At 29.5% G+C, this 20,484-nt stretch carries 20 protein-coding genes; 5 read left to right on the forward strand and 15 right to left on the reverse strand.

Translation table 11 applies throughout. The annotated features are described in order from the left end of the window. Window positions 1–88: 88 nt before the first annotated feature. The 4 genes from CPAL_RS12410 to CPAL_RS13980 all read right to left on the reverse strand — a co-directional run bounded on the left by CPAL_RS12410 (window position 89) and on the right by CPAL_RS13980 (window position 2,628). Window positions 89–997 (reverse strand): ribonuclease Z, encoded by a 909-nt coding sequence (locus tag CPAL_RS12410; protein WP_061857166.1) that lies wholly within the window; start codon window positions 995–997, stop codon window positions 89–91. A gap of 162 nt (window positions 998–1,159) precedes the next feature. Beyond that, on the reverse strand, window positions 1,160–2,038 hold the full coding sequence (locus CPAL_RS12415; RefSeq protein ID WP_061857167.1) for a hypothetical protein: 879 nt from the start codon (window positions 2,036–2,038) through the stop codon (window positions 1,160–1,162). Window positions 2,039–2,308: 270 nt separating this feature from the next. Continuing rightward, window positions 2,309–2,449, reverse strand: coding sequence for a hypothetical protein (locus tag CPAL_RS13975; RefSeq protein WP_156473356.1), 141 nt, complete (start codon window positions 2,447–2,449; stop codon window positions 2,309–2,311). Window positions 2,450–2,469: 20 nt separating this feature from the next. Further along, the gene (locus CPAL_RS13980) at window positions 2,470–2,628 is read right to left on the reverse strand and encodes a hypothetical protein (protein ID WP_165815350.1); all 159 of its coding nucleotides are present in this window, start codon (window positions 2,626–2,628) and stop codon (window positions 2,470–2,472) included. A gap of 213 nt (window positions 2,629–2,841) precedes the next feature. Here CPAL_RS13980 and brnQ point away from each other — a divergent pair, with 213 nt between their 5' ends. Both brnQ and CPAL_RS12425 read left to right on the forward strand, forming a co-directional pair. Next, the gene (brnQ, locus tag CPAL_RS12420) at window positions 2,842–4,167 is read left to right on the forward strand and encodes a branched-chain amino acid transport system II carrier protein (protein ID WP_106024753.1); all 1,326 of its coding nucleotides are present in this window, start codon (window positions 2,842–2,844) and stop codon (window positions 4,165–4,167) included. Window positions 4,168–4,376: 209 nt separating this feature from the next. Then, complete coding sequence (locus CPAL_RS12425) at window positions 4,377–4,859, forward strand: DUF4883 family protein (RefSeq protein WP_061857169.1); 483 nt, start codon at window positions 4,377–4,379, stop codon at window positions 4,857–4,859. A 116-nt stretch (window positions 4,860–4,975) separates the two neighbouring features. Here CPAL_RS12425 and CPAL_RS12430 read toward each other — a convergent pair whose 3' ends face one another. Further along, window positions 4,976–7,900: an insulinase family protein gene (locus tag CPAL_RS12430; RefSeq protein WP_106024754.1), complete on the reverse strand. Its 2,925-nt coding sequence runs from the start codon at window positions 7,898–7,900 to the stop codon at window positions 4,976–4,978. A gap of 224 nt (window positions 7,901–8,124) precedes the next feature. Here CPAL_RS12430 and CPAL_RS12435 point away from each other — a divergent pair, with 224 nt between their 5' ends. Further along, window positions 8,125–8,961, forward strand: coding sequence for a PHP domain-containing protein (locus CPAL_RS12435; RefSeq protein ID WP_061857171.1), 837 nt, complete (start codon window positions 8,125–8,127; stop codon window positions 8,959–8,961). 18 nt (window positions 8,962–8,979) lie between these two features. On the opposite strand, the gene CPAL_RS12440 is transcribed toward CPAL_RS12435, so the two are convergent. The 5 genes from CPAL_RS12440 to glpX all read right to left on the reverse strand — a co-directional run bounded on the left by CPAL_RS12440 (window position 8,980) and on the right by glpX (window position 14,272). Further along, a complete protein-coding gene (locus CPAL_RS12440) occupies window positions 8,980–10,398 on the reverse strand; it encodes an aminopeptidase (RefSeq protein ID WP_061857172.1) in 1,419 nt (472 codons plus the stop codon). A 126-nt stretch (window positions 10,399–10,524) separates the two neighbouring features. Next, window positions 10,525–11,466: a magnesium transporter CorA family protein gene (locus CPAL_RS12445; protein WP_061857173.1), complete on the reverse strand. Its 942-nt coding sequence runs from the start codon at window positions 11,464–11,466 to the stop codon at window positions 10,525–10,527. 52 nt (window positions 11,467–11,518) lie between these two features. Then, the gene (locus CPAL_RS12450; RefSeq protein ID WP_061857174.1) at window positions 11,519–12,061 is read right to left on the reverse strand and encodes a 5-formyltetrahydrofolate cyclo-ligase; all 543 of its coding nucleotides are present in this window, start codon (window positions 12,059–12,061) and stop codon (window positions 11,519–11,521) included. After that, a complete protein-coding gene (gene hprK, locus CPAL_RS12455; RefSeq protein WP_061857175.1) occupies window positions 12,033–12,968 on the reverse strand; it encodes an HPr(Ser) kinase/phosphatase in 936 nt (311 codons plus the stop codon). The genes CPAL_RS12450 and hprK overlap by 29 nt, the downstream gene beginning before the upstream one ends. A gap of 335 nt (window positions 12,969–13,303) precedes the next feature. Further along, window positions 13,304–14,272, reverse strand: coding sequence for a class II fructose-bisphosphatase (gene glpX, locus CPAL_RS12460; RefSeq protein ID WP_061857176.1), 969 nt, complete (start codon window positions 14,270–14,272; stop codon window positions 13,304–13,306). A gap of 339 nt (window positions 14,273–14,611) precedes the next feature. Here glpX and CPAL_RS12465 point away from each other — a divergent pair, with 339 nt between their 5' ends. Then, entirely contained in the window at window positions 14,612–14,770 is a 159-nt protein-coding gene (locus tag CPAL_RS12465; protein ID WP_082787796.1) for an aspartyl-phosphate phosphatase Spo0E family protein, read from the forward strand. Window positions 14,771–14,819: 49 nt separating this feature from the next. Here the strand turns inward: CPAL_RS12465 and CPAL_RS12470 are convergent, their stop codons facing one another. From CPAL_RS12470 to CPAL_RS12480, 3 genes are all read right to left on the reverse strand, one after another. Then, on the reverse strand, window positions 14,820–15,206 hold the full coding sequence (locus CPAL_RS12470; RefSeq protein WP_061857177.1) for a hypothetical protein: 387 nt from the start codon (window positions 15,204–15,206) through the stop codon (window positions 14,820–14,822). Window positions 15,207–15,306: 100 nt separating this feature from the next. After that, window positions 15,307–16,488, reverse strand: a complete 1,182-nt coding sequence (locus CPAL_RS12475; RefSeq protein ID WP_061857178.1) for an FprA family A-type flavoprotein — start codon at window positions 16,486–16,488, stop codon at window positions 15,307–15,309. A gap of 307 nt (window positions 16,489–16,795) precedes the next feature. Then, window positions 16,796–17,134 (reverse strand): hypothetical protein, encoded by a 339-nt coding sequence (locus tag CPAL_RS12480; RefSeq protein WP_061857179.1) that lies wholly within the window; start codon window positions 17,132–17,134, stop codon window positions 16,796–16,798. A gap of 149 nt (window positions 17,135–17,283) precedes the next feature. On the opposite strand from CPAL_RS12480, the gene CPAL_RS12485 reads away from it, so the two are divergent. After that, complete coding sequence (locus tag CPAL_RS12485; protein ID WP_061857180.1) at window positions 17,284–18,405, forward strand: aldo/keto reductase; 1,122 nt, start codon at window positions 17,284–17,286, stop codon at window positions 18,403–18,405. A 404-nt stretch (window positions 18,406–18,809) separates the two neighbouring features. On the opposite strand, the gene CPAL_RS12490 is transcribed toward CPAL_RS12485, so the two are convergent. Both CPAL_RS12490 and CPAL_RS12495 read right to left on the reverse strand, forming a co-directional pair. Next, a complete protein-coding gene (locus CPAL_RS12490) occupies window positions 18,810–19,316 on the reverse strand; it encodes a hypothetical protein (RefSeq protein ID WP_061857181.1) in 507 nt (168 codons plus the stop codon). 176 nt (window positions 19,317–19,492) lie between these two features. After that, window positions 19,493–20,479 carry a Gfo/Idh/MocA family protein gene (locus tag CPAL_RS12495; RefSeq protein WP_106024755.1) on the reverse strand — a complete coding sequence of 329 codons (987 nt, stop codon included), beginning with the start codon at window positions 20,477–20,479 and terminating at the stop codon, window positions 19,493–19,495. Between the last annotated feature and the right edge of the window lie 5 nt (window positions 20,480–20,484).

Here is a 20,484-nt window from a genome sequence, read left to right on the forward strand (position 1 = left end):
AAGCTCCTCCATAGTGTATATCTTTTTTATTATTTTTGATTCTCTTTCACTATTAATTTTCCCTACTAACTAACCTTTATACTTTATTCTATTTTTCAAAAATTAATTCTTTAACCATAAGTTCCTCTCCAAGCTTAGTGTTTTCAAAAATTTTTTTAGTTTCCTCAAGAAAATCTTCTGGATTTTGAAGAAGAGGACTAAAATGAGTAAGCCATAACTCTTTTACTTTAGCATCTTTAGCTAAACTTGCACATTCTGAAAAAAGCATATGTTTATTCTCTTTTGCCTTTTCTAAATAACTGTCATCCCCATACATGCCTTCTCCTATAAATAAGTCAGCCTCCTTTAAAAAATTAATAAGTTTCTCACTTGGTCTTAAATCAGTGCTATAGCAGAGCTTTATTCCCTTTCTTTCTTCACCTAATACCATATCTGGAGTAAATATTTTATTTCCTTCATAAGCCTTTTCTCCTTTTTGAAGTCTATTCCAATAAACTTTAGGAATATTGTTTTTCTCTGCTTTTGCCTTATCAAATTTTCTTCCTCTCCTGACTTCAATGCTGTATGCTAGACAGTCTATGCTGTGTTCCACAGAAATTGCATTTACAATATAATCTTTAAACTTAAGATTTTTAATTTCTTCATCTATTTCAATTAGTTTTAATTCGTATGACAGTATTGGAGTTATTACTGTAAGACCTTTTACTACATCTTTTAATCCTTTAGGCCCTATTATAGTTAAAGGTTCCTTCCTATCAGCATTACCAATGGTACTTAAAAGACCTGGTAAACCAGCTACATGATCAGCATGAAAATGAGTAATGCAAATTATATCTATAGCCTTTATACCCCATTTTAATTTTTTAAGTTGAATTTGAGTTCCCTCTCCACAGTCAATAAGAATCATGCTGCCTCTGCAGTTAATAATTAGGGATGTTAAATATCTATCAGGAAGAGGCATCATTCCTCCTGGTGCCAATAAACAAACTTTTAACATAATTATTACCTCATTTTTATATTTAATTAATTATATCAAATTAATGCTTTATTAAAACACAGTTTTATTTCTTAATTTATGCAAAAAATAAATTTATATAAACTTTTTTAATTTAAAAATTTAGAGGAACAGATGTACAAGTCTGCTCCTCTAAATCATTTATTACCCAATTGCATCAATATCTTTCTTATTTTTTTCTATAGATACTATTTTATCTAGAAGTATTGCTACAGTATTATTTAATACCAATATACCTTTCCCCACTTTTGTTACAGTTCCATTTATAGTTCTGAACAATTCATCCAAAGCTAAAGTATTTACTTTAAAATTTTTTCCTATTTTATTACTAAAATACTCTCTTAGCGCTTTCTCGCAATGTTGAACTCTATCTGTTTTTTCATCTTCAAGTGAAGATAGCAAGTCTACCTTTGGCAAATCTCTTGAATAAATACCTACTATCTTATGAAGTGGAATTATAGAATAATTATAGGGAGTTTGTACCCCAACCAAAAAGTTTTCCATACTTAAAATTCTTGCTTCCAATATTGTTCCTTGTTTTTCTGTTCCTATTTCTATATCTTTTGCTCCTAATTTTGATAGCTGTTCTAATATATGCTCTAGAGGCTTAATACAAACTTCATTTAAATATTCTGTAGAGTCTTTTGTATATTTATCCTCATTCTCTACATTTGCAGAATCCTCTATATTATCTTCTACGCTATTATCTTTTACATTCTGTAAGTTTTGAAAATCTTGTGTTTCTTCAATTATTTCAGCTCCTTCCACTCCCTGATTAGAATGTACTCCTTCTGTCAATAAATTTCTCTCTATAAAATCCTCTCTCCAAAATTCATCCTTATTCCAATCAAAATCATTATTTGATGTTTCATCCTCAACCGCAGAAGACATATTTTCTTTTTCATTCCATGAAAACCCATCATCCCACTTATAATTTTCATCTGTATTATAACAATCTGCTTCCCATACATTGTTATCAGAATCTGTTCTAATATCTATTTTACAGTTATCATCATAATTCATTTATTTCACATCCTTTTTCAACAAATTAATTATTCTATATCTTTGGTTTCTATATTCATAATATGTTTTTATATTTATATTAGTTCATAATTGTATAATGAAATGATGTGAAATTTTCTTCAATATAAAAAAATGGCTAGTGTAGAACACCTAAAAGTCCTCTATAGAAACAAAATGCCATGCATAAATAGGGAAATATGTTCCCTTGTATGCATGGTTTTTATTTATTATAGTTTGTAAATTTTCCTTTATAACATCACCTTAGTCTTATTATCTCACTCCAGATCTTTTCTTTCTTTCTTTTGGCAACAATTCTTCACCTATTTCTATATTGGCTTTACGAATCTCTTTCTGATACTTTTCATTAATCTTATTTGTAGACTTTTTCTTACTGTTTGCTTTTTTATCCATATTTATTATCTCCTTATAATTTATTTGAATTGATTTATAGGAAATCCTTTTCCAGACTTCCTCTTTTTATCCGTATTTGGCATGCCCATGTCTTCAAAAGCTTTCATATTAACCTTGCTAAATTCTCTTGAACGTTTTTCTGATATCATATCAGTTTTACTGCTATTTTTATTTCCCACATTAGCCCCTCCTTATTTTCAACCCTATTTCCTTATTATTTTAACCACTTTTTTTATAATAATATATTAATTTTAATGGGAAACAATATTGATATGCTTAATTTAGCTTAATTTTTACACAAAATATATATTTTTTTGATTTTTTATTATGTAATCTTGTCTATTTATGATATTATCTTATATGTATATATTCTAAATAAAAGGAGTTTTGATATGAAAAGTAAAGTAAAAGATTATTTTGTAATAGGCTTTGCCTTATTTGCTATGTTCTTCGGAGCTGGGAATTTGATATTTCCACCTACTCTTGGACGAGCAGTAGGCTCTAAATATCTTCCATCTATATTAGGATTTTTAGCTACAGGAGTAGGATTACCTTTAATGGGAATTTTATCTTGTATAAAAAGTAATGGTGATTTTATGTCAATGGCTGGTAAAGTTGGAAAAGATTTTTCCTTAATTATTACCTCTGCATTGATACTTGCTATAGGTCCAATGCTTGCTATTCCTAGAACCGCTGCTACAACCTTTGAACTGAGCTTACAACCTTTTTTTCCTAATATGAATCCCTTCGTAGCAGTTTTATTATTTTTTTTAATTAACCTTGCTTTTGTATTGAAGCCTAATTCTATAATAGATAATATAGGTAAGTTTTTAACACCTGTTCTCTTAATAATGTTATCATTAATAATAATAAAAGGTATAGTTTGTCCTATAGGAGAAATATATAATACTAACTATACTAATGTATTTTCTAACTCTCTTCTTGAAGGATATCAAACTATGGATGCTATGGCTTCAGTAATTTTTGCTTCTATAATTATATCTTCTGTAAAAAGCAAAGGTTATAAAACCTCTTCAGAAATAGCACGTGTCACAGTAGCTTCTTCTATAGTAGCTGTTATAGGCTTGAGCTTTATATACGGAGGTCTTTTATATTTAGGAGCTCAAACTAATAGTATATTACCTGGAGATACTTCTAGAACAAGATTAGTTTCAGATATTTCTAAATATGTTCTTGGAAACTTTGGGACTATTGCATTATCTATATCTGTAGGTCTAGCTTGTTTAACTACCTCCATAGGATTGACTTCTACAGGAGCAGACTTTTTCACCAAACTTTCTAAGGGAAAAATTTCTTACACTGTAAATGTAGTTATTATTACAATAATCAGCATGATAATATCCCTAAAAGGTGTAGATATCATAGTCTCACTTGCTTCTCCTATTTTACAAATATTATATCCTGTAGTAATTATTTTAATTGTAATAAATCTTTTAGAGAATTTTATCAAAAATAATAAAATTATAGCTATTACTGTTTATACTGCCTTAATATTTTCAATTTTAAGTACTGTAAACTCTTTAGTGCCTAGTATTGCTTTTATAAGCACACTTTTAAATTCAATACCTTTAAGCAATTTAGGTTTTGCTTGGTTTATTCCTTCATTAATAGCATTCTTTATTTCCTGTATTGCTTTTGGAAACAAAGAGCACTCAATCTCTCAAAACTTAGGTCAAAATTTTAAAGAAGTATCATAACAATAACATTAACTTAATTATCTTTATTTTAAATTAAGATTTAAAATTAAAAATATAATAAAATAAACTAATATTTTAATGGATAAGCAAATTTGCTTATCCATTTCTTTTTTTAACTTTTAACAAACCTTAATGTTTATTTCAGTTTTGTAATAATAAATACGAAATTAGCATATTTTTATATAGAAATTTGAAAGAGGTGGAATGTCTTGAAAAAAGGAAGTTTTATATTTTTAGCATTGATCTTAATTGTAGGCATCATTTTATCTACTAACTTTTATCTTAATAGAAAAAAACCAAACAATTACTATTATACAAATCTCTTGGCTAAAAACCTAACCTTAAATGAGGATGTAAATGTTAGAATACTTGATACAAATTTCTATAAAACCGAATATCTTAACAATGAAGATATAGAATTAATAAAAAATTTTTTAAAAGAGCTTAGGAAACCAAACTTTATATCTAAACCTGTATTTTTAACCCAAAAGCCCAAATATAAGATTTTTTTTGAGTTCACAAAAATTAATGAAAAATATGTTATCAATATATACGATAACCAATACATATCGGTTCAACCCTGGGACGGAGAATTCACAATGGATTACATAACTATGAAAAACATATCACCTCGGTATAATCTATATAGCCTAGGAAAAAATGCCTTTGTAAAGGAACCAAACTTTAAATGAAAATAACACTTTAGTGTTTAATCATTAAACTTATATTAAATTAAGTAACTAATGATTATAATATATCATTAAAAACGCAGAGAGCTAACCATTTAAAAGTTAACTCTCTACATTTTTTATTTAAATACTTCTTTAAGTTCTTCAAAGACTTCTTTATTTTCTTTTAATTTAGATGAATTTCCTAAAACACATAAGTAGTTTTTAGACATGCAATCTTTTATCATATCTGCAAAGGCTCTTATATCCTCCTGAGTACATCCTAAAATTTCATCTCTTTCTTTTTGAAGATCTTCATAAGTAATTTTGCTTAAATAATAAGCTAAAGCTTTCTCTGACTTTGAAGCTGGAGTTAAAGGAGCATCTAAACTGCTTATTGTACCTATTATATACTTAGTCATTTCTCTGTCATCTACTGTAAAGTTTTTTAAATATTCTTCTGCTTTATCATAGACCTCTAAGGTTTCTTTTAAATTAGGATCTCTATAGGAGCCAAAAAACATATTTCCACTTCTTCCAAAGCTTGCAAAAGCACCATAAGCACCTCCGAGAACACGAATTTTATTCCACAAATACTCTAAACTTTCTATGGTTCTAAGAACCTGCATACTTCCTTTATACCTATATCCTAACTCTTTATAATTATACCCTTTAACTACATATTGGACATTCCCTTGAGTTAACAGACCTTCATTTTTGTTTTTAAATTCAAGATTATATTCTTTTATTTCTAGATTATTATCTCTTAACTTATTTAAGAAGTTTTCTAAATTCCCTTCTATATCTTTATAACCTTCTTCATCAACAGCAACACTTATAATTAAATTTTTCTTATTGAAAATAGCTCTTTCTACTTCTTGAAGATTTTTTATAATTTCATTAACCTTGCTATCAAAATTTCTTTCAAGTTCTTCAACAAATTCATAAAATTCTAGCCCTGATATAAGCTCCTCATATCTTCCAACTGGAGAGAAATATGAAAACAATCTGTTTGCAGCTACAATGTGACCTGCATCAAATATGGCCATTTCTAATCGAGATTTCATTTCTTGTATAATCTCTTTTAATCTTTTCTTATCATCTAACTTTGTTCTTACAAGAATTTCTTCTAAAAGCTCTAACAACTTAGGAACCTTTTCTATCAAAGCTTTTGATTTAACAATAAATTTAGGAACATATTCTCCCTTTGTTCCATTTTGTATAAAGGTTGCTGATGAGAATGCAACTCCACCAGTATATATATTTATCTCATTAGCTAAATCACTATAGTCATGATTTTCTGTTCCTATTTTTCCTAGTATTCCTGATAAAAGACCTATATAAGGTATGAGTTTTTCTTCTACAGTTCTAGTATCAAACACAAACTTTATATAAGCAATTTTATTTGTAAACATGTTATGAAGAAGCAGAGTATTATCTCCTAACCTCATTTCCTTTAAAGGCAGTTTCTCTGCTTTAGGATTAATATCCTCTAATGAAAGTAACGGTATTTTCTCTAAGTCTTCCTTAGATTCTTCAGATGTTTGTCTTTCTCTAAGAGCAATGGTTCTATTTATCATTTCTTCTATTTCTTCTTCTGAAAGAGAAGCCTTATACTCTTTTAATTTATTTTTAAGCCTTTCATCTTTCTCCTCTGCAAGACCAGCTTTAGGACTTAAAATGAGCATTGTACCATGATTTGCATTTATTAAATATTCTTCAATAAGTTTTTCAAAATAATTTGTAGTTAAAGCTGACTTTATTTTAGATAAAGTTTCTTCATATTCTAAATAAGTTAATGGGTGTTTGTCATAAAGCCAACTATCCATAGCCTTGATATAATATATCAATCCCTTTGGATAACTTCTGGTATCTTCTTCTCTTAATTTAAATTCTTTTATATTTATACATGCTTCAATTAACTTTTTATCTATTCCATTTTTCGCAAGAGAGCTTAATGTATCAAAAACTATCTTCTTAAACTCCTCTTTTTTATTTTCGTTAGAATTCTTCACTATAATGCTAAATACTGGCTGAAGTATTCCATGGTCAAAAAATCCGTATACATCTTTACCAACATTTTTTTCTATAAGAACCTTTTTTAGAGGCGCTGCTGGTGTTTCTAAAAGAAGATATTCTAATATTTCAAAGGCTAAATATACTTCTGGATTGTTTTCCTTAAATCCAAAATTTAAGGTTAAAAATGTTTTATCCTCCCCAGCATTTTCTCTAGCTATTGGATATTCTGCCTTTACTTCTTTTATTTCCCCAAAAGGTTTTTGATAATCTATATGAGAATCTATTTCTTTTCTTTCGAATTTACTTAAATACTCTTTATCTATAAATTCAAGTTGTTTTTCTAAATCACCATTTCCATATAAGTATATATAACTATTGGATGGATGATAAAATTTTCTATGGAACTCTAAGAATTGTTCCTGCGTTAAATCTGGAATATATTCAGGATCTCCTCCAGATTCTACTCCATATGTAGTGTCTGGAAATAAGGATTCTTGAATCTTTCTATATAAAATATCCTCTGGTGATGAGAATACTCCTTTCATTTCATTGTATACTACTCCCCTATAGGTTATTTCATCTTCTTTACTGTTTAGCTCATAATGCCATCCTTCTTGAGCTAATATTTCCGGATATTTATATATATTAGGATAAAAAACCGCATCTAAGTATACATCCATCAAGTTAAAAAAGTCCTTTTCATTTCTGCTAGCTACAGGATATATTGTTTTATCAGAAAAAGTCATAGCATTTAAAAAAGTATTTAAAGAGCCTTTAGCAAGTTCAACGAAAGGATCTTTTATAGGAAATTTTCTTGAACCGCATAATACAGAATGCTCCATAATATGAGGCACACCAGTGCTGTCACTGGGTGGAGTTCTAAATCCTATTGAAAATACCTTATTATCATCATCATTTTGTAAACTCAAAAGTCTTGCACCACTTTTTTTGTGTTCAAATATTCTGGCTTTAGAGTTTATTTCTTTAACTTCTTTTTCTTCAACCAATTTAAATCCATGATAAACTTCATTTAATTTAAACTCCATTTAATGTCCTCCTTTATCTATGTATGTATTTATATTTTACCAAAATTTTCACGAGAATATTAGATTTTTTAATAAATATAGTATTTCCTTTATTATTTGCTTTATATTAGACTATATTCTTAAAAGCTTTATATATATTAAAAAGTCAGCTTTATTTTATTATGTATTTGGGTATATAATAATTATTATTAACTGCGAATTTTAAACTATAGAGGGGTGATATAATGTACATTAAAGGAGACCTTCATCTTCACACTACTTCATCGGATGGCAGATTATCCCCTAGTGAACTGGTGAACTTAGCTAAAAATAAAGGATTAGATGTTATAGCTATAACTGATCATGATAATACCTTTGGGGTAGAAGAGGGTATAAGAGAAGGAAATAGCATTGGAATTAAGGTCATTCCTGGTATTGAGTTGTCTACTAGATATAATGATGAAAGCATTCATATATTAGGTTATTTTAGAGATAATTCTTTCAAGTCAGATTACTTTCAAAATTATTTAAAAGAAATACAAGATTATAGAATAGTTAGAGCTGAAAAAATAGTAAACAATTTAAAAAAGTTTTTTAATATAGAATTAAACTTTCAAAAGTTGCTTCATGCTAATCACAGCGTAATTGCAAGACCTCATATAGCTAAAGCTATAATAGATGCTGGATATCCTTATGATTTTAAATATATTTTCAATAAATTTTTAAGCTCTGACAGTCCTGCTTATGTTCCAAATAAAAGAATTAGCATAGCTGAAGGAATTGAAATTTTAAAATCTGTTAAAGCCGTTATAAGCCTTGCCCACCCTACATTAATAAAAAAATCTCCAGTAGAGGAAATTATAAAACAAGATTTTGATTGCATAGAAGCAGTTTACCCTCTTAATAAGGAAGGCGAAGAAGAATTTTTTAGATATCTAGCTAAAAAGTACAAGAAAATAATTACTGCTGGTTCTGATTATCACGGTGTTGGTGAAGAAGATCATAAACATGGATATATTGGAACCTCTACATTAATAGGTGAAGAACTTAATATATTTTTAGAAAAATTAAAGCCCCTATAAACATAGAGGCTTTAGCTTTTAGGCTTCTTTTAAGAAAGCATCATAGGCTCTCATTGTTTCGTATACGTCTGCTTTAGATACAACTTCCCATGGTGCATGCATATTTTGAACAGCAACTCCACAATCTATAACTTCCATTCCGTACTGAGCAAGAATATAAGCTATAGTTCCACCACCACCTTGATCAACCTTTCCAAGCTCAGCAGTTTGCCATGTAACATTGTGCTTATCCATTATAGCTCTAATCTGACCTACAAATTCTGCATTAGCATCATTTGAACCAGATTTTCCTCTAGCGCCTGTATATTTATTAAACACAACTCCTTTTCCAAAGTAAGCTGAATTTCTCTTCTCCATTACTGATGGATAGTTTGGATCAAAAGCCGCACTTACATCTGATGATAACATTTTTGAATTTGCAAGAGCACGTCTAAATCTCAATTCATTAAATCCTTCTTTAAGCTCCATAACTTCAGCTACTGTATTCTCGAAGAATCTTGATTGCATTCCTGTTGCTCCAACACTTCCTATTTCTTCTTTATCAACTAGCAAAGTAACACAAGTTTTTGTTGGGTTATTAACCTGTAACATAGCTTCAAAAGAAGTATAAGCACATACTCTATCATCATGCCCATAGGCCATAACCATGCTTCTATCAAGTCCATAATGTCTTGCACGTCCTGCTGGTACAACTTCAAGTTCAGCAGATACAAAATCTTCTTCATCTATGCCATATTTATCATTTAATAGTCTTAGTATGTTTTGTTTTACCCTGTTTTTAGCTTCTTTATCTTTTATAGGCATGCTTCCTACTAATATATTTAAATCTTCTCCCTCAATTCCTTTAGCTAATTTTTTTTCCATTTGGTTTGCAGCCAAATGAATTAAAAGGTCAGAAATTCCTATAACTGGATCATTATCATCTTCTCCTATAACTACATTTACAATGCTTCCATCTTTTTTAGCAAAGACTCCATGGATGGCAAGAGGTATTGTTACCCATTGATATTTTTTAACTCCACCATAATAGTGAGTATCAAGCATAGCTAAATCCGTATCTTCATATAATGGATTTTGTTTTAAATCTAACCTTGGAGAATCTACATGAGCTCCTAATATTCTCATACCTTTTTCTAGGGGTTCACTTCCTACTACAAACATAGCTAAAGTCTTATCCATATTATTTGCATAGACCTTATCTCCAGCTTTTAACTTACCATTTTCTTTTATAATATCTTCAAGATTCCTATATCCTTTTTTCTCTGCTATAGCAATAAATTCTCTTACGCATTCCCTTTCAGTCTTACATTTTGACATAAAATCTATGTATCTATCATTTAATGCAAATACCTTTTCTAAATCTTCTTTAGAGTATTTATCCCAAGCATAATCATAGTTTTTTTCTAATGAATTCTTTATATTCTTTTTTGATGACATATACTTTCCCCCTATATATATAATTTATTGCATCTTTTGCCCTATTGGGTTCAAAATTCATTATATCACAAAACTTAGGATTTCAAAAACAACTCATGAAACCCAACTTATTATTGTTATTATTATTTATAACCATCTTTTTCTCTTAAATACGTATATAAGGATTCCAGATATAACTATCATTATTAGAACTATATAATAATATCCATAGGGAGACTCGCTAAATGGCATTTTTTCAAAATTCATCCCATGCATACTTGTTAGCAAATTTAATGGTAAAAATATACTCGTTATTATAGTAAATATTTTCATTAAGTCATTAGTTTTATTGGCTATTTCAGATTCAAAAGCTTCCCTTACAAGAGCTAAATCTTGAACTAAACTTTCTAAAGTAGACATGAGCTTATTTATTTTTACATTGATGTTCTTAAAATGTTCTATATCCTTTTCTTCTATTATAGAATTATCATTGCTAGCTAAGCTGTCCCCTACATATCTTAAAGGATTCAAGTATTTTCTAAGTTTATATAATTGTCTTCTCAAATGAATTAATTCATCTGCCTGCTCATGGGAAGGATTTTTTAAGATAGCCAATTCTATTTCATCTGCCTTTGCTTCTATTTTAGCTATTATATTGTAATTTTTAACTATTATCCTGTCTAAAATATAATAAAGAACCATGGCTGGCGTAGGATTATTTTTCAGCATAAAACAATTTTTCATTTCATTTATATCTTGAATAAAGTCTTTTATTATGCTTATATCTTCATCACAGATAGTGATTATATAATCTCTGCTTACGTACATATGTAAATTTCTACTTTTCACTATGGAATTCTTGTATCCTAATATGTTAAAACTTAAAAACATATATCCATCAAAAAAAATTATTTTAGATGAATTGCTTCCTAAATTTGAAACTAAATTAACACTTTCTTCATCCAAAACAATTTTTTTCTTAATCTCATCTATCTCATTCTTATTTATTAATATCCAGTAATTGCTTTTTCCTACTCTCCATTCATCATCTGTCTCTTTAAAATCATCCAGAATATCTAGAACCTGCATAAAATCACAATCCTTATAGAAGATACTCATTCTTGATACTATTATGCTTATTTTAGTTTGTTATTATTCCATCAATTCTGATATCATGTTCTTCCATAGGGACCTCATCAAAAATTTGAAAGTCATAAGCTAATGCTATTTTTAATGCATTCTCCCTTACATTTTTTAAAAATCTATCATAAAAAGCTCCTCCATAGCCTACCCTTCCTCCATTTTTATCAAAGGCTACTCCAGGCATCAAAATTAAATCTATATCTTTTTCATTTACTTCATTTTCAAAACTTTCAGGTTCTAAAATATTATAAGCTCCTTCTTCTAATTCTTCGAAAGATTTTATTTCAACTGCTCTAAACCCTTCTTTTATTGAAATTATCTTAGGTACACAAATTCTCTTATTGTGATTTAATGCATATTTAATAATTCTATGGGTATCCACTTCTCCTTCAAAACTAACATAAACAAAGATTAATTTTGCATTTTTATAAGCTTCACTTTCTAATACTTTATTAAATATAATGTCATCCATCTTTTCTTTGGCTTTTTTAGGAATGGATTTTCTTTTTTCTTTAACTATTTCCCTTATTGTATTTTTCAATTTTCATCATTTCCTCCATTCTCTTATCAATAGTTTCTACCGGAGATACTTTGGAAACTAAACTGTATCTATAATTTGCAGCAGCTGCCTCTATTATAACTGCAATATTTCTTCCAGGTCTTATGGGAATAGTTATCTTTCTCACTGGAACATTTAATATTTCTACATAATCTTCATCTAAACCTAATCTATCATAGTTCTGTTCTTCTCTCCATTGTTCTAAATATATTATAATATCTATGGTTTTTTCCTCCAAAACAGAACTAAGTCCATAAAGTGCTGGCACATCTATTATTCCCATACCTCTAACTTCCATCATTCCTGATGTTATATGAGGCGCTGTTCCATGGAGCTCTCCATCTATTTCCTTTATATCTACAGCATCATCCGCAACTAATCTATGTCCCCTTTTGATTAACTCCAAAGCAGTTTCTGTCTTACCTATACCGCTTTCTCCAGTTATTAATATTCCTATACCATATACATCAAGCAAAACTCCATGTACCCTGGTTTCTGGAGCTAATTTTGCATCTAAATAGTTTTTTAACCTAGTTACAACTTGGGTAGTTAAAAGATTAGTTCTCAATACCCATCTATTATTTAATTTAGCATTTTCTATAAGCTCTTTATGAGGTTCTAATCCTCTTGCTATGATTATGCATGGAGTTTCAAACTGAAAAAACTTCTTCATTCTTTTCTTTATAATCTCTTCTGGCATGTTATCTATAAAACTCCACTCTGCTTTTCCTATTAATTGAACCCTTGAATTTGCAAAATAACTATAAAATCCTGCAAACTGAAGCCCCGGTCTATTTATATCACTGGTTTTTATTTCTGTATTCCTTTTCCCTTCAATTAGCACTTCAAAATTTAAATCTCTTATTAAGTCTTCTACTGTTATCTTCATTGTCTTCTCTTTACCCCTTTGTAATGATGTTATAGATTTGATTAATCTTTTTATTAATATAATATTTTACATTATAATAGGAATTTTATCCATAACAGAATTTAATAAAATTGCGATACAATTTTATTAAATATAACATAATGCATGAGATTTGCATTTAGAAAAGCTTCACTTCGCAAAAAAGCTCTAATATTTCTAACTTTAAAACTCCTAAACCTTCTAAGCTCGCTATCACTCAGACAATAGAAGGTTCTTACGGTGTTTTAAATCCAGAAATAAAGAGCTTGTATAGATAAAAAACTTGCAATTATATGCAAGTTTTTTATGTGATGACTTTATATTAAACTGCTTTTATTAATATGATGGATGGTTTCTACAAATCTTATGGTTCCTGTCTTTGATCTCATTACTACAGAATGAGTAGTTGCTATATCATTCCTTGAAAATACAACACCTTTTAATAAATCACTGTCTGTTAGGGCTGTAGCTGCGAAGTATACATCATCAGTTCTAACTAAATCATCTATGGTCAAAACTTTTTCAACATCATCAATTCCCATGGATATACATCTTTTTATTTCTTTTTCATTTTGAGGCTGAAGCAATGCTTGCATTTCTCCTCCCATACATTTTATAGCAGCAGCTGCTATAACTCCTTCAGGTGCTCCTCCAGTTCCCATCATTAAATCTATTCCAGTATTTTCAAAACCACAAGCTAAAATAGCAGCAACGTCTCCTTCTCCAAATAGCTTTACTCTTGCTCCTACTTCCCTGGCTTGCTCTACAATATAGTTATGTCTTTCCCTTTCTTGAACTATAATTGTAAGCTCAGTTACGTCTTTACCTAATGCTTTAGCTACATTTATAATATTTTCCTTAGGTGACTTATTTATATCTATAGCACCCTTAGCTCCTGCTCCCACTGCTATCTTTTTCATATACATATCTGGAGCGTGAAGCAAACTTCCTTCTGGCCCCATAGCTACAACAGCAATAGAATTCGGAAGTCCTTTTGCAATAAGAACAGTACCGTCTACAGGATCTACAGCTATATCCATTTTAGGCATATCTTCATGCCAAAGTCCTACTTTTTGTCCTATATACAGCATAGGAGCTTCATCCATTTCTCCTTCTCCGATTACTACCTTCCCTCTTATTGGCATCATATTAAAAGCTTTTTCCATTCCATCTACTGCCGCCTGATCTGCTGCATTCTTATCTCCTCTTCCCATAAGCTTAGCTCCATTTAAAGCTGCTGCTTCTGTTACCCTAACCAATCCCATAGCTATATCTATATTGTACATTTCTTAACCCTCCATATTTATATCACAGTTAATCAAAACCATATTATTCTTTATCATTTTTAAATAATATTGTAGCACTTAGTATTAAAATGCCTTAATTATTATAACACATATATTGTATTATTCAAGATTATTATAGAAATATTTATACGTATACATTAAATTTTTCTACTTACAAATATTATAATTTTATAAAATAATTTAATGTGCTAATTTAAATCACTCTTATATACTATATTGTAATAATTGCTTATTTTTTCTTCCAATTAGATTTGTTAACATTTTTTGAGATATATGATACTATATATTTATTATAAAATGAGAGGTAGATAGTAAATCATGGAAGAGACATTAAAAACTTTAGATGAAAGAATTCAGTATTGGAGAGAAAGACTAAATAGCCTTTTATATTTAAATAGTCCATTAGAGGATGAAGTTTTAAATTGCAGCAGACATTTAGATAAACTTCTAGTAGAATACGAAAAGCGTAAACAATGAGTTTAGATCAAAAGCACAAGCTTTACTATAAAGCCTGTGCTTAAACTATTTATAAATCTAATTCTTCTAAAACCTCTTCAATATCAAAATCTTCATTTGAAAATACTCCTATAAATTCACAACGATTTTCTTCATTAGAGTCATAAGATACATACTGCCCAATTACATTAAACTCTTCTGCCACCTCTTCTATTATTTCTCCTACATTATCTGTTGCTATATCATCTAAATATGGTAGATAATATTCTTCTCTCCAGCTGTCTCCATCCTCATCTTCTTCACTTTCATCATTAGCATAGCCTCTTGCAGCCTCTAATTCATCCTCATCAAATTCATAAAAAAATCTAACTACTAATAATCCATTTTTAGCACTAATCTCCTCTACATCCTCTAACCCATTTTCTCTTAAAAACTGTAATACTTCTTTTTTATTCATTTTTTCACTCCTATTTTCAATATTCTATTCCATTTAAAGTTCAACTTGATAATTATATATTCTAATGTTATCAAAAATAGCCTAAATTATGTTTATTTTTTTATTTAACCAATTTCATAAACTTATCAATAAATTCATCAGCAGCCCTATATTCTTCTTTATCTGGCACAAACTTAAACTTAAAACCTTCCTCCACAACTTTAAACTTCATAGATTTTAATCTATCAGTCATCATTTTCACACCCTCTCCACTCCATCCATAAGAACCAAAAGCACCACATGCTTTACCTCTATTTTGTATTATAGGTATAGCAGCTAATAGTCTCCAAACTGGTTCCACTGCATCCTGATTTATGGTTGGAGAGCCTATTAAAAATCCAGTTGATCTATTAACAAGCTCCACTGCTTTTTCAAGCTTCAATGAAGTTATTTCATGCACTTCTGTTTTAATTCCTTTTTCATTTAATTTTTTTCCTAAATATTCAGCCATAATCTCTGTATTATGATAAGCCGAAACATATAATATTTGTATATTTTTCTCTATTGGTTCTTCTATTGCCATTTTTCTATAAAGCTTGAGAGCCTCTTTTGCATTATTCCCAGCATGTATTGGACCATGGCTTGGAGCAACCATGTCAATATCCAGTTTTTCTATTTTATCCAATCCTGATAATACGAAGTTTTTAAAAGGTGACATTATAGTATCAAAATAATACTTAAACTCTTTTATATAATCTTCATTATTTCTATCCATTATTAAATCTTTTGGACAATAATGTGCTCCTGTTATATCGCAGCTAAAAAGCACTTTCTTTTCCGGTACATATGTAACCATTGTATCTGGCCAATGTAAGTTTGGAACTGATATAAATTTCAAAGTCGTTTTTCCCAAATTTAACTCTGGAATATCATTTATATTTTCCCCTTTAAAATCTCTGTTTAGTATATCTTTCATATAAGTTAAAGCTGCCTTGCTTCCTATTACTATAGCATCAGGATATTCCTCTAAAAATCTTTTTACACATCCACTGTGATCAAGCTCCGTATGCTGCACTATTATATAATTTATATTTTTATCACCTATTATAGACTTTATTCTCTCAAGAGATTCTTCCCAGAACCCATCTTTTACACTATCAATAACAGCTACTTTATCATCATTTATAATATAAGAATTATATGTTGTACCTTTTTTAGTAGTCATTATAATATCAAATACTTCAAGACCAGGATCTTTAACTCCAATCCAGTATATATTATCTTTTAGCTTAATCGCTTCCATTAATATTCCTCCTTATGTGTTAAAGAATTTGTATATCACCTACCTCTTTTACAAATATACTTTACTCTTGATAGCTTTTAACTTTACCTTGCATTTAATATTTCATCTCCTTTGCACTATCATCAATGCACCCATCATATAGTATTTTGTCCTAAATATCATCATAATATCTTTAAAATTCAATAATAAATAATCCTTTATCGTATTTATCTAATCCATAAATATCTTCTAATTGTTATACCATAAAGTAAAAATCAAGTCTAAAAATCAAGAAAGATACCTTATAGGTATCTTTCATATATTTGAGTTAGTATATTAAAGTATCATACGGATACATTTGTACATAAGTTTCATACATTTCCTTTGCTTTTTCTTCTGAAATTCTTCCATCAGACAAGCTTCTATAAAGCATATATAATTTTACATTTAGTTCAGGGTTTCTTGATACAGATTCTTTCATTTTTTTGTATATAATCTCTTCGATAGAGTCTGACTCATTTTTAGATGAAAGTTTTTCAATTATGCTAAGCAAATTATTTATTCTAAATTTTATAGCATCATCAGGAGTTAAATCTTGAATTTCTTTTAGTTCCGATATAATTTTGTGAATAGTGTCCTCATCTACATTAATAATCTTTTTTTCCATATAAATCCTCCTATCTATAATCCTTTATACGCTTTCTATACTTATAGTATATTCTTTAATTATTCAGAATTCTAGTATATAATATATTACTAATCATAATTATAAAAATGAACATTATAATTTTTATTATGATGGGGGGAGGCTGTGAAATGAAATATAGAAAGTTTGGCAGGTGTGATTTTGAAGTATCCGCCTTAGGTTTTGGATGTATGCGTTTTCCTACAAAAGATAAAAAAATTAATGAAAATGAAGCCATTAGAATGTTAAGATATGCTATTGATAATGGTGTTAATTATATTGATACAGCATATCCATATCATAATGGCAATAGTGAACTTTTAGTTGCTAAAGCTCTAAAGGATGATTATAGAGAAAAAGTAAAGCTTGCTACTAAATCTCCTGTTTGGCTCGTAGAAAAACATGAAGATTTTGATAAATACTTGAATGAGCAATTAAAAAAATTAGAAACTGATTATATAGATATGTATCTTCTACATGCCCTTGATAAAGAAAGATGGACAAAAATAAAGTCTCTCAATGTTTTTAAATTTATAGAAAGAGCACTTAAAGATGGAAGAATAAAACACATAGGTTTCTCCTTCCACGATGACATCAACACCTTTAAAGAAATAGTAGATTCTTATGATTGGACATTCTGTCAAATACAATATAATTATATGGATGAATATTACCAAGCTGGAATTGAAGGATTGAAATATGCTTATAATAAAGGGCTTGCTGTAATCGTAATGGAACCTTTAAAAGGAGGTAAACTAGCTCAAGAACCACCAAAGATTATAAAGGATCTATGGAATAGCTATAAGGTAAAAAAAACTCCTGCAGAATGGGCACTACAATGGCTTTTGAATCAACCTGAAGTTTCAATAGTACTAAGTGGAATGAGCAGCATGGAACAAGTTATAGAAAACATAAAAATTGCAGATAAATCAGAAATAAACTCTTTAAGTTCAGAAGAAATTGAATTAATAAATCTAGTAAAGACTAAATATAAAGATCTTATAAAAGTAAACTGTACTTCCTGCAAATACTGCGTACCTTGTCCTGCGGGAGTTGATATTCCAAAAAACTTTTCTCTATATAATGAAGCCTTTGTATACAATAATTTAGAAAACAGCTCTAAGTTATATTCTAAATTAGAAGATAAAGCTAAAGCTTCTTCTTGTATTGAATGTGGAAAATGTGAAGAGGTATGTCCTCAACACATTTCTATAAGAGAAAAACTAAAGGAAGTTGTAAAAACACTTACTTAATATATAACATCACCTATTGGATTTGCATTTAGAAAAGCTTCACTACGCAAAGAAGCTCTAATATTTCTAACTTTAACCCCCTTAAACCTTCTAAACTCACTGTCGTTCAAACAATAGAAGGTTCTTACGGTGTTTTAAACTCAGAAATAAAGAGCTTCTAATGCTTGTTCAACGCTTTCTACAATGCAAATCCCATAAATGATGTTTTGCCGCAGGAAAAGCTACAATTTAGAACTATAGGTTATATTACGTTCATTGCAGCTTCCTAGCAATAGCGTATTATAATTAAGCTCTGTTTAATTATTTCCTTACTTTCTAAACTCTCTACACTCCTTAAACTCCTAAACTTCTCCACTCGCACCACAGGTGCCTCCACTAGAACTAAATTGCTGCAAAATCTAGTTCTAATTTCCTGCTTTTACGGCGAATTCTGTTTTTCCTGTCTTACTTAGTGCTTTTGCTAGAGCAAATGAAATTATTCCATCTACCAAGTGATGAAGTACTGTTCCAATTCCAACTACAACTAATACCTTGTACATGTTAAACCCAAATGGAATTACTGCTATTGCTTCTAAAATCCCGTGTATAGGTGCTGTAATTAGGATTACAATTTTAAAATCAACTCCCTTTTTAAGTAAATGAGCACCCACAAATCCTACAAATACATGCATAAATGCTCTTGCTGCAACAACTAATGGTGTTGTAATTAAAAATCCTAAAGTTGAACCTATTCCTACAGCTACAGCTGCTGCTGGTCCAAAGAACATAGCTAAAAATACTGGAACGTGAGAAGCTAAAGTTGCTGTAAATGGTCCTGCTTGTACCTTTAGAAATCCAAAATAAAGTGGAATTATAATTGCGAGACCTGTTAATAATCCTGCATAAGTCATTTTCTTTACATTATCTTTCATCTTTACACCCTCCGTATACTAATGTATATACATCAGTATATACTATATTTCCTCCTCTGTAAATACTTTAAAAACAATTTTTAATTATTGTCTGCTATCTACCATATTTTAATTAAAAAATAAAAAAATCGCTAATCACTACTTATGTTTTTAATGATTAGCGATTAAGAACTTTCTTATCCCTCAGTAGGATATCTAAGCCCCCACTGCCTCCTAAGTTCATCCATAACCTTAATAATAGAAAGAGATTCGTCTAATGGCATTATCTCACTCTCTATTTTACCATTTCTTAAACAATTTATTACTTCTTCAGCCTCATAATTATATCCATTGCCTTTTATAGGTATTTCTACAGTCATAGGCTCTTTACCTACAATTGATAAAGTTGCCTTTTTGGCCATATTAAATTCTGGTATATGAATAAATCCTTTATTTCCTATAATCGTAGCTTCTTTAGGTATTGGAGTATTAATTGCACAGGATAAGACCGCCATTTCCCCTTTATCATATCCTAAAAGCATAGAGGATTGTTCATCAACTCCTGTATCCAAAAAACTAGTAATTCCAGTAATATTTTTAGGTGACTTCTTTAGTACCATAGATGCAAAAGATATAGGATATACTCCTACATCTAATAAAGCTCCCCCTCCTCTGCTAGGGCTAACTTTTCTCTCTTCTGGCGGACCTTCTCTTCTAAAACCAAAATCTGCTTTAACCATGCGGATTTCTCCTAAAACGCCTTCATTAATCCACCTGCGAACTTTATCCATAATAGGAGAAAATCTAGACCACATAGCCTCCATTAAAAAAAGTTTTTTCTCTCGTGCAGTCTTTATTATTTCTTCTGCCTCTATTGCATTAATTGTTAGAGGCTTTTCACATAACACAGCTTTATTATTATTTAAGCAAAGAAGAATATGTTCTTTATGCAAGGTATTTGGTGTAGCAATATAAATCACATCTATATCTTTATCCTGAACTAAATTTTCATAACTGTCGTATATTTTTGTAGAATTATATTTTTTTCCAAATTGTTCAGCCTTCTCCTTACTTCGAGAGGCTACAGCATAAAGTTCTCCATCTAATACATTACTCCATCCTTCAGCAAAACTATGAGCAATGGTTCCAGTGCCCATAATTCCCCATCTTATCTTTTTTCTCATTAATC

This window comes from Clostridium thermopalmarium DSM 5974, assembly GCF_002995795.1.
GTDB classification, from domain to species: Bacteria; Bacillota; Clostridia; order Clostridiales; family Clostridiaceae; genus Clostridium_H; species Clostridium_H thermopalmarium.

What these genes read in the sequence shown, in the direction of transcription:
- CPAL_RS12410 (WP_061857166.1), bottom strand. Translation starts at nt 997, where the DNA reads ATGTTAAAAGTTTGTTTATTGGCACCAGGAGGAATGATGCCTCTTCCT.
- CPAL_RS12415 (WP_061857167.1), bottom strand. Translation starts at nt 2,038, where the DNA reads ATGAATTATGATGATAACTGTAAAATAGATATTAGAACAGATTCTGAT.
- CPAL_RS13975 (WP_156473356.1), bottom strand. Translation starts at nt 2,449, where the DNA reads ATGGATAAAAAAGCAAACAGTAAGAAAAAGTCTACAAATAAGATTAAT.
- brnQ (WP_106024753.1), top strand. Translation starts at nt 2,842, where the DNA reads ATGAAAAGTAAAGTAAAAGATTATTTTGTAATAGGCTTTGCCTTATTT.
- CPAL_RS12430 (WP_106024754.1), bottom strand. Translation starts at nt 7,900, where the DNA reads ATGGAGTTTAAATTAAATGAAGTTTATCATGGATTTAAATTGGTTGAA.
- CPAL_RS12435 (WP_061857171.1), top strand. Translation starts at nt 8,125, where the DNA reads ATGTACATTAAAGGAGACCTTCATCTTCACACTACTTCATCGGATGGC.
- CPAL_RS12440 (WP_061857172.1), bottom strand. Translation starts at nt 10,398, where the DNA reads ATGTCATCAAAAAAGAATATAAAGAATTCATTAGAAAAAAACTATGAT.
- CPAL_RS12445 (WP_061857173.1), bottom strand. Translation starts at nt 11,466, where the DNA reads ATGCAGGTTCTAGATATTCTGGATGATTTTAAAGAGACAGATGATGAA.
- hprK (WP_061857175.1), bottom strand. Translation starts at nt 12,968, where the DNA reads ATGAAGATAACAGTAGAAGACTTAATAAGAGATTTAAATTTTGAAGTG.
- glpX (WP_061857176.1), bottom strand. Translation starts at nt 14,272, where the DNA reads ATGTACAATATAGATATAGCTATGGGATTGGTTAGGGTAACAGAAGCA.
- CPAL_RS12465 (WP_082787796.1), top strand. Translation starts at nt 14,612, where the DNA reads ATGGAAGAGACATTAAAAACTTTAGATGAAAGAATTCAGTATTGGAGA.
- CPAL_RS12470 (WP_061857177.1), bottom strand. Translation starts at nt 15,206, where the DNA reads ATGAATAAAAAAGAAGTATTACAGTTTTTAAGAGAAAATGGGTTAGAG.
- CPAL_RS12475 (WP_061857178.1), bottom strand. Translation starts at nt 16,488, where the DNA reads ATGGAAGCGATTAAGCTAAAAGATAATATATACTGGATTGGAGTTAAA.
- CPAL_RS12480 (WP_061857179.1), bottom strand. Translation starts at nt 17,134, where the DNA reads ATGGAAAAAAAGATTATTAATGTAGATGAGGACACTATTCACAAAATT.
- CPAL_RS12485 (WP_061857180.1), top strand. Translation starts at nt 17,284, where the DNA reads ATGAAATATAGAAAGTTTGGCAGGTGTGATTTTGAAGTATCCGCCTTA.
- CPAL_RS12490 (WP_061857181.1), bottom strand. Translation starts at nt 19,316, where the DNA reads ATGAAAGATAATGTAAAGAAAATGACTTATGCAGGATTATTAACAGGT.
- CPAL_RS12495 (WP_106024755.1), bottom strand. Translation starts at nt 20,479, where the DNA reads ATGAGAAAAAAGATAAGATGGGGAATTATGGGCACTGGAACCATTGCT.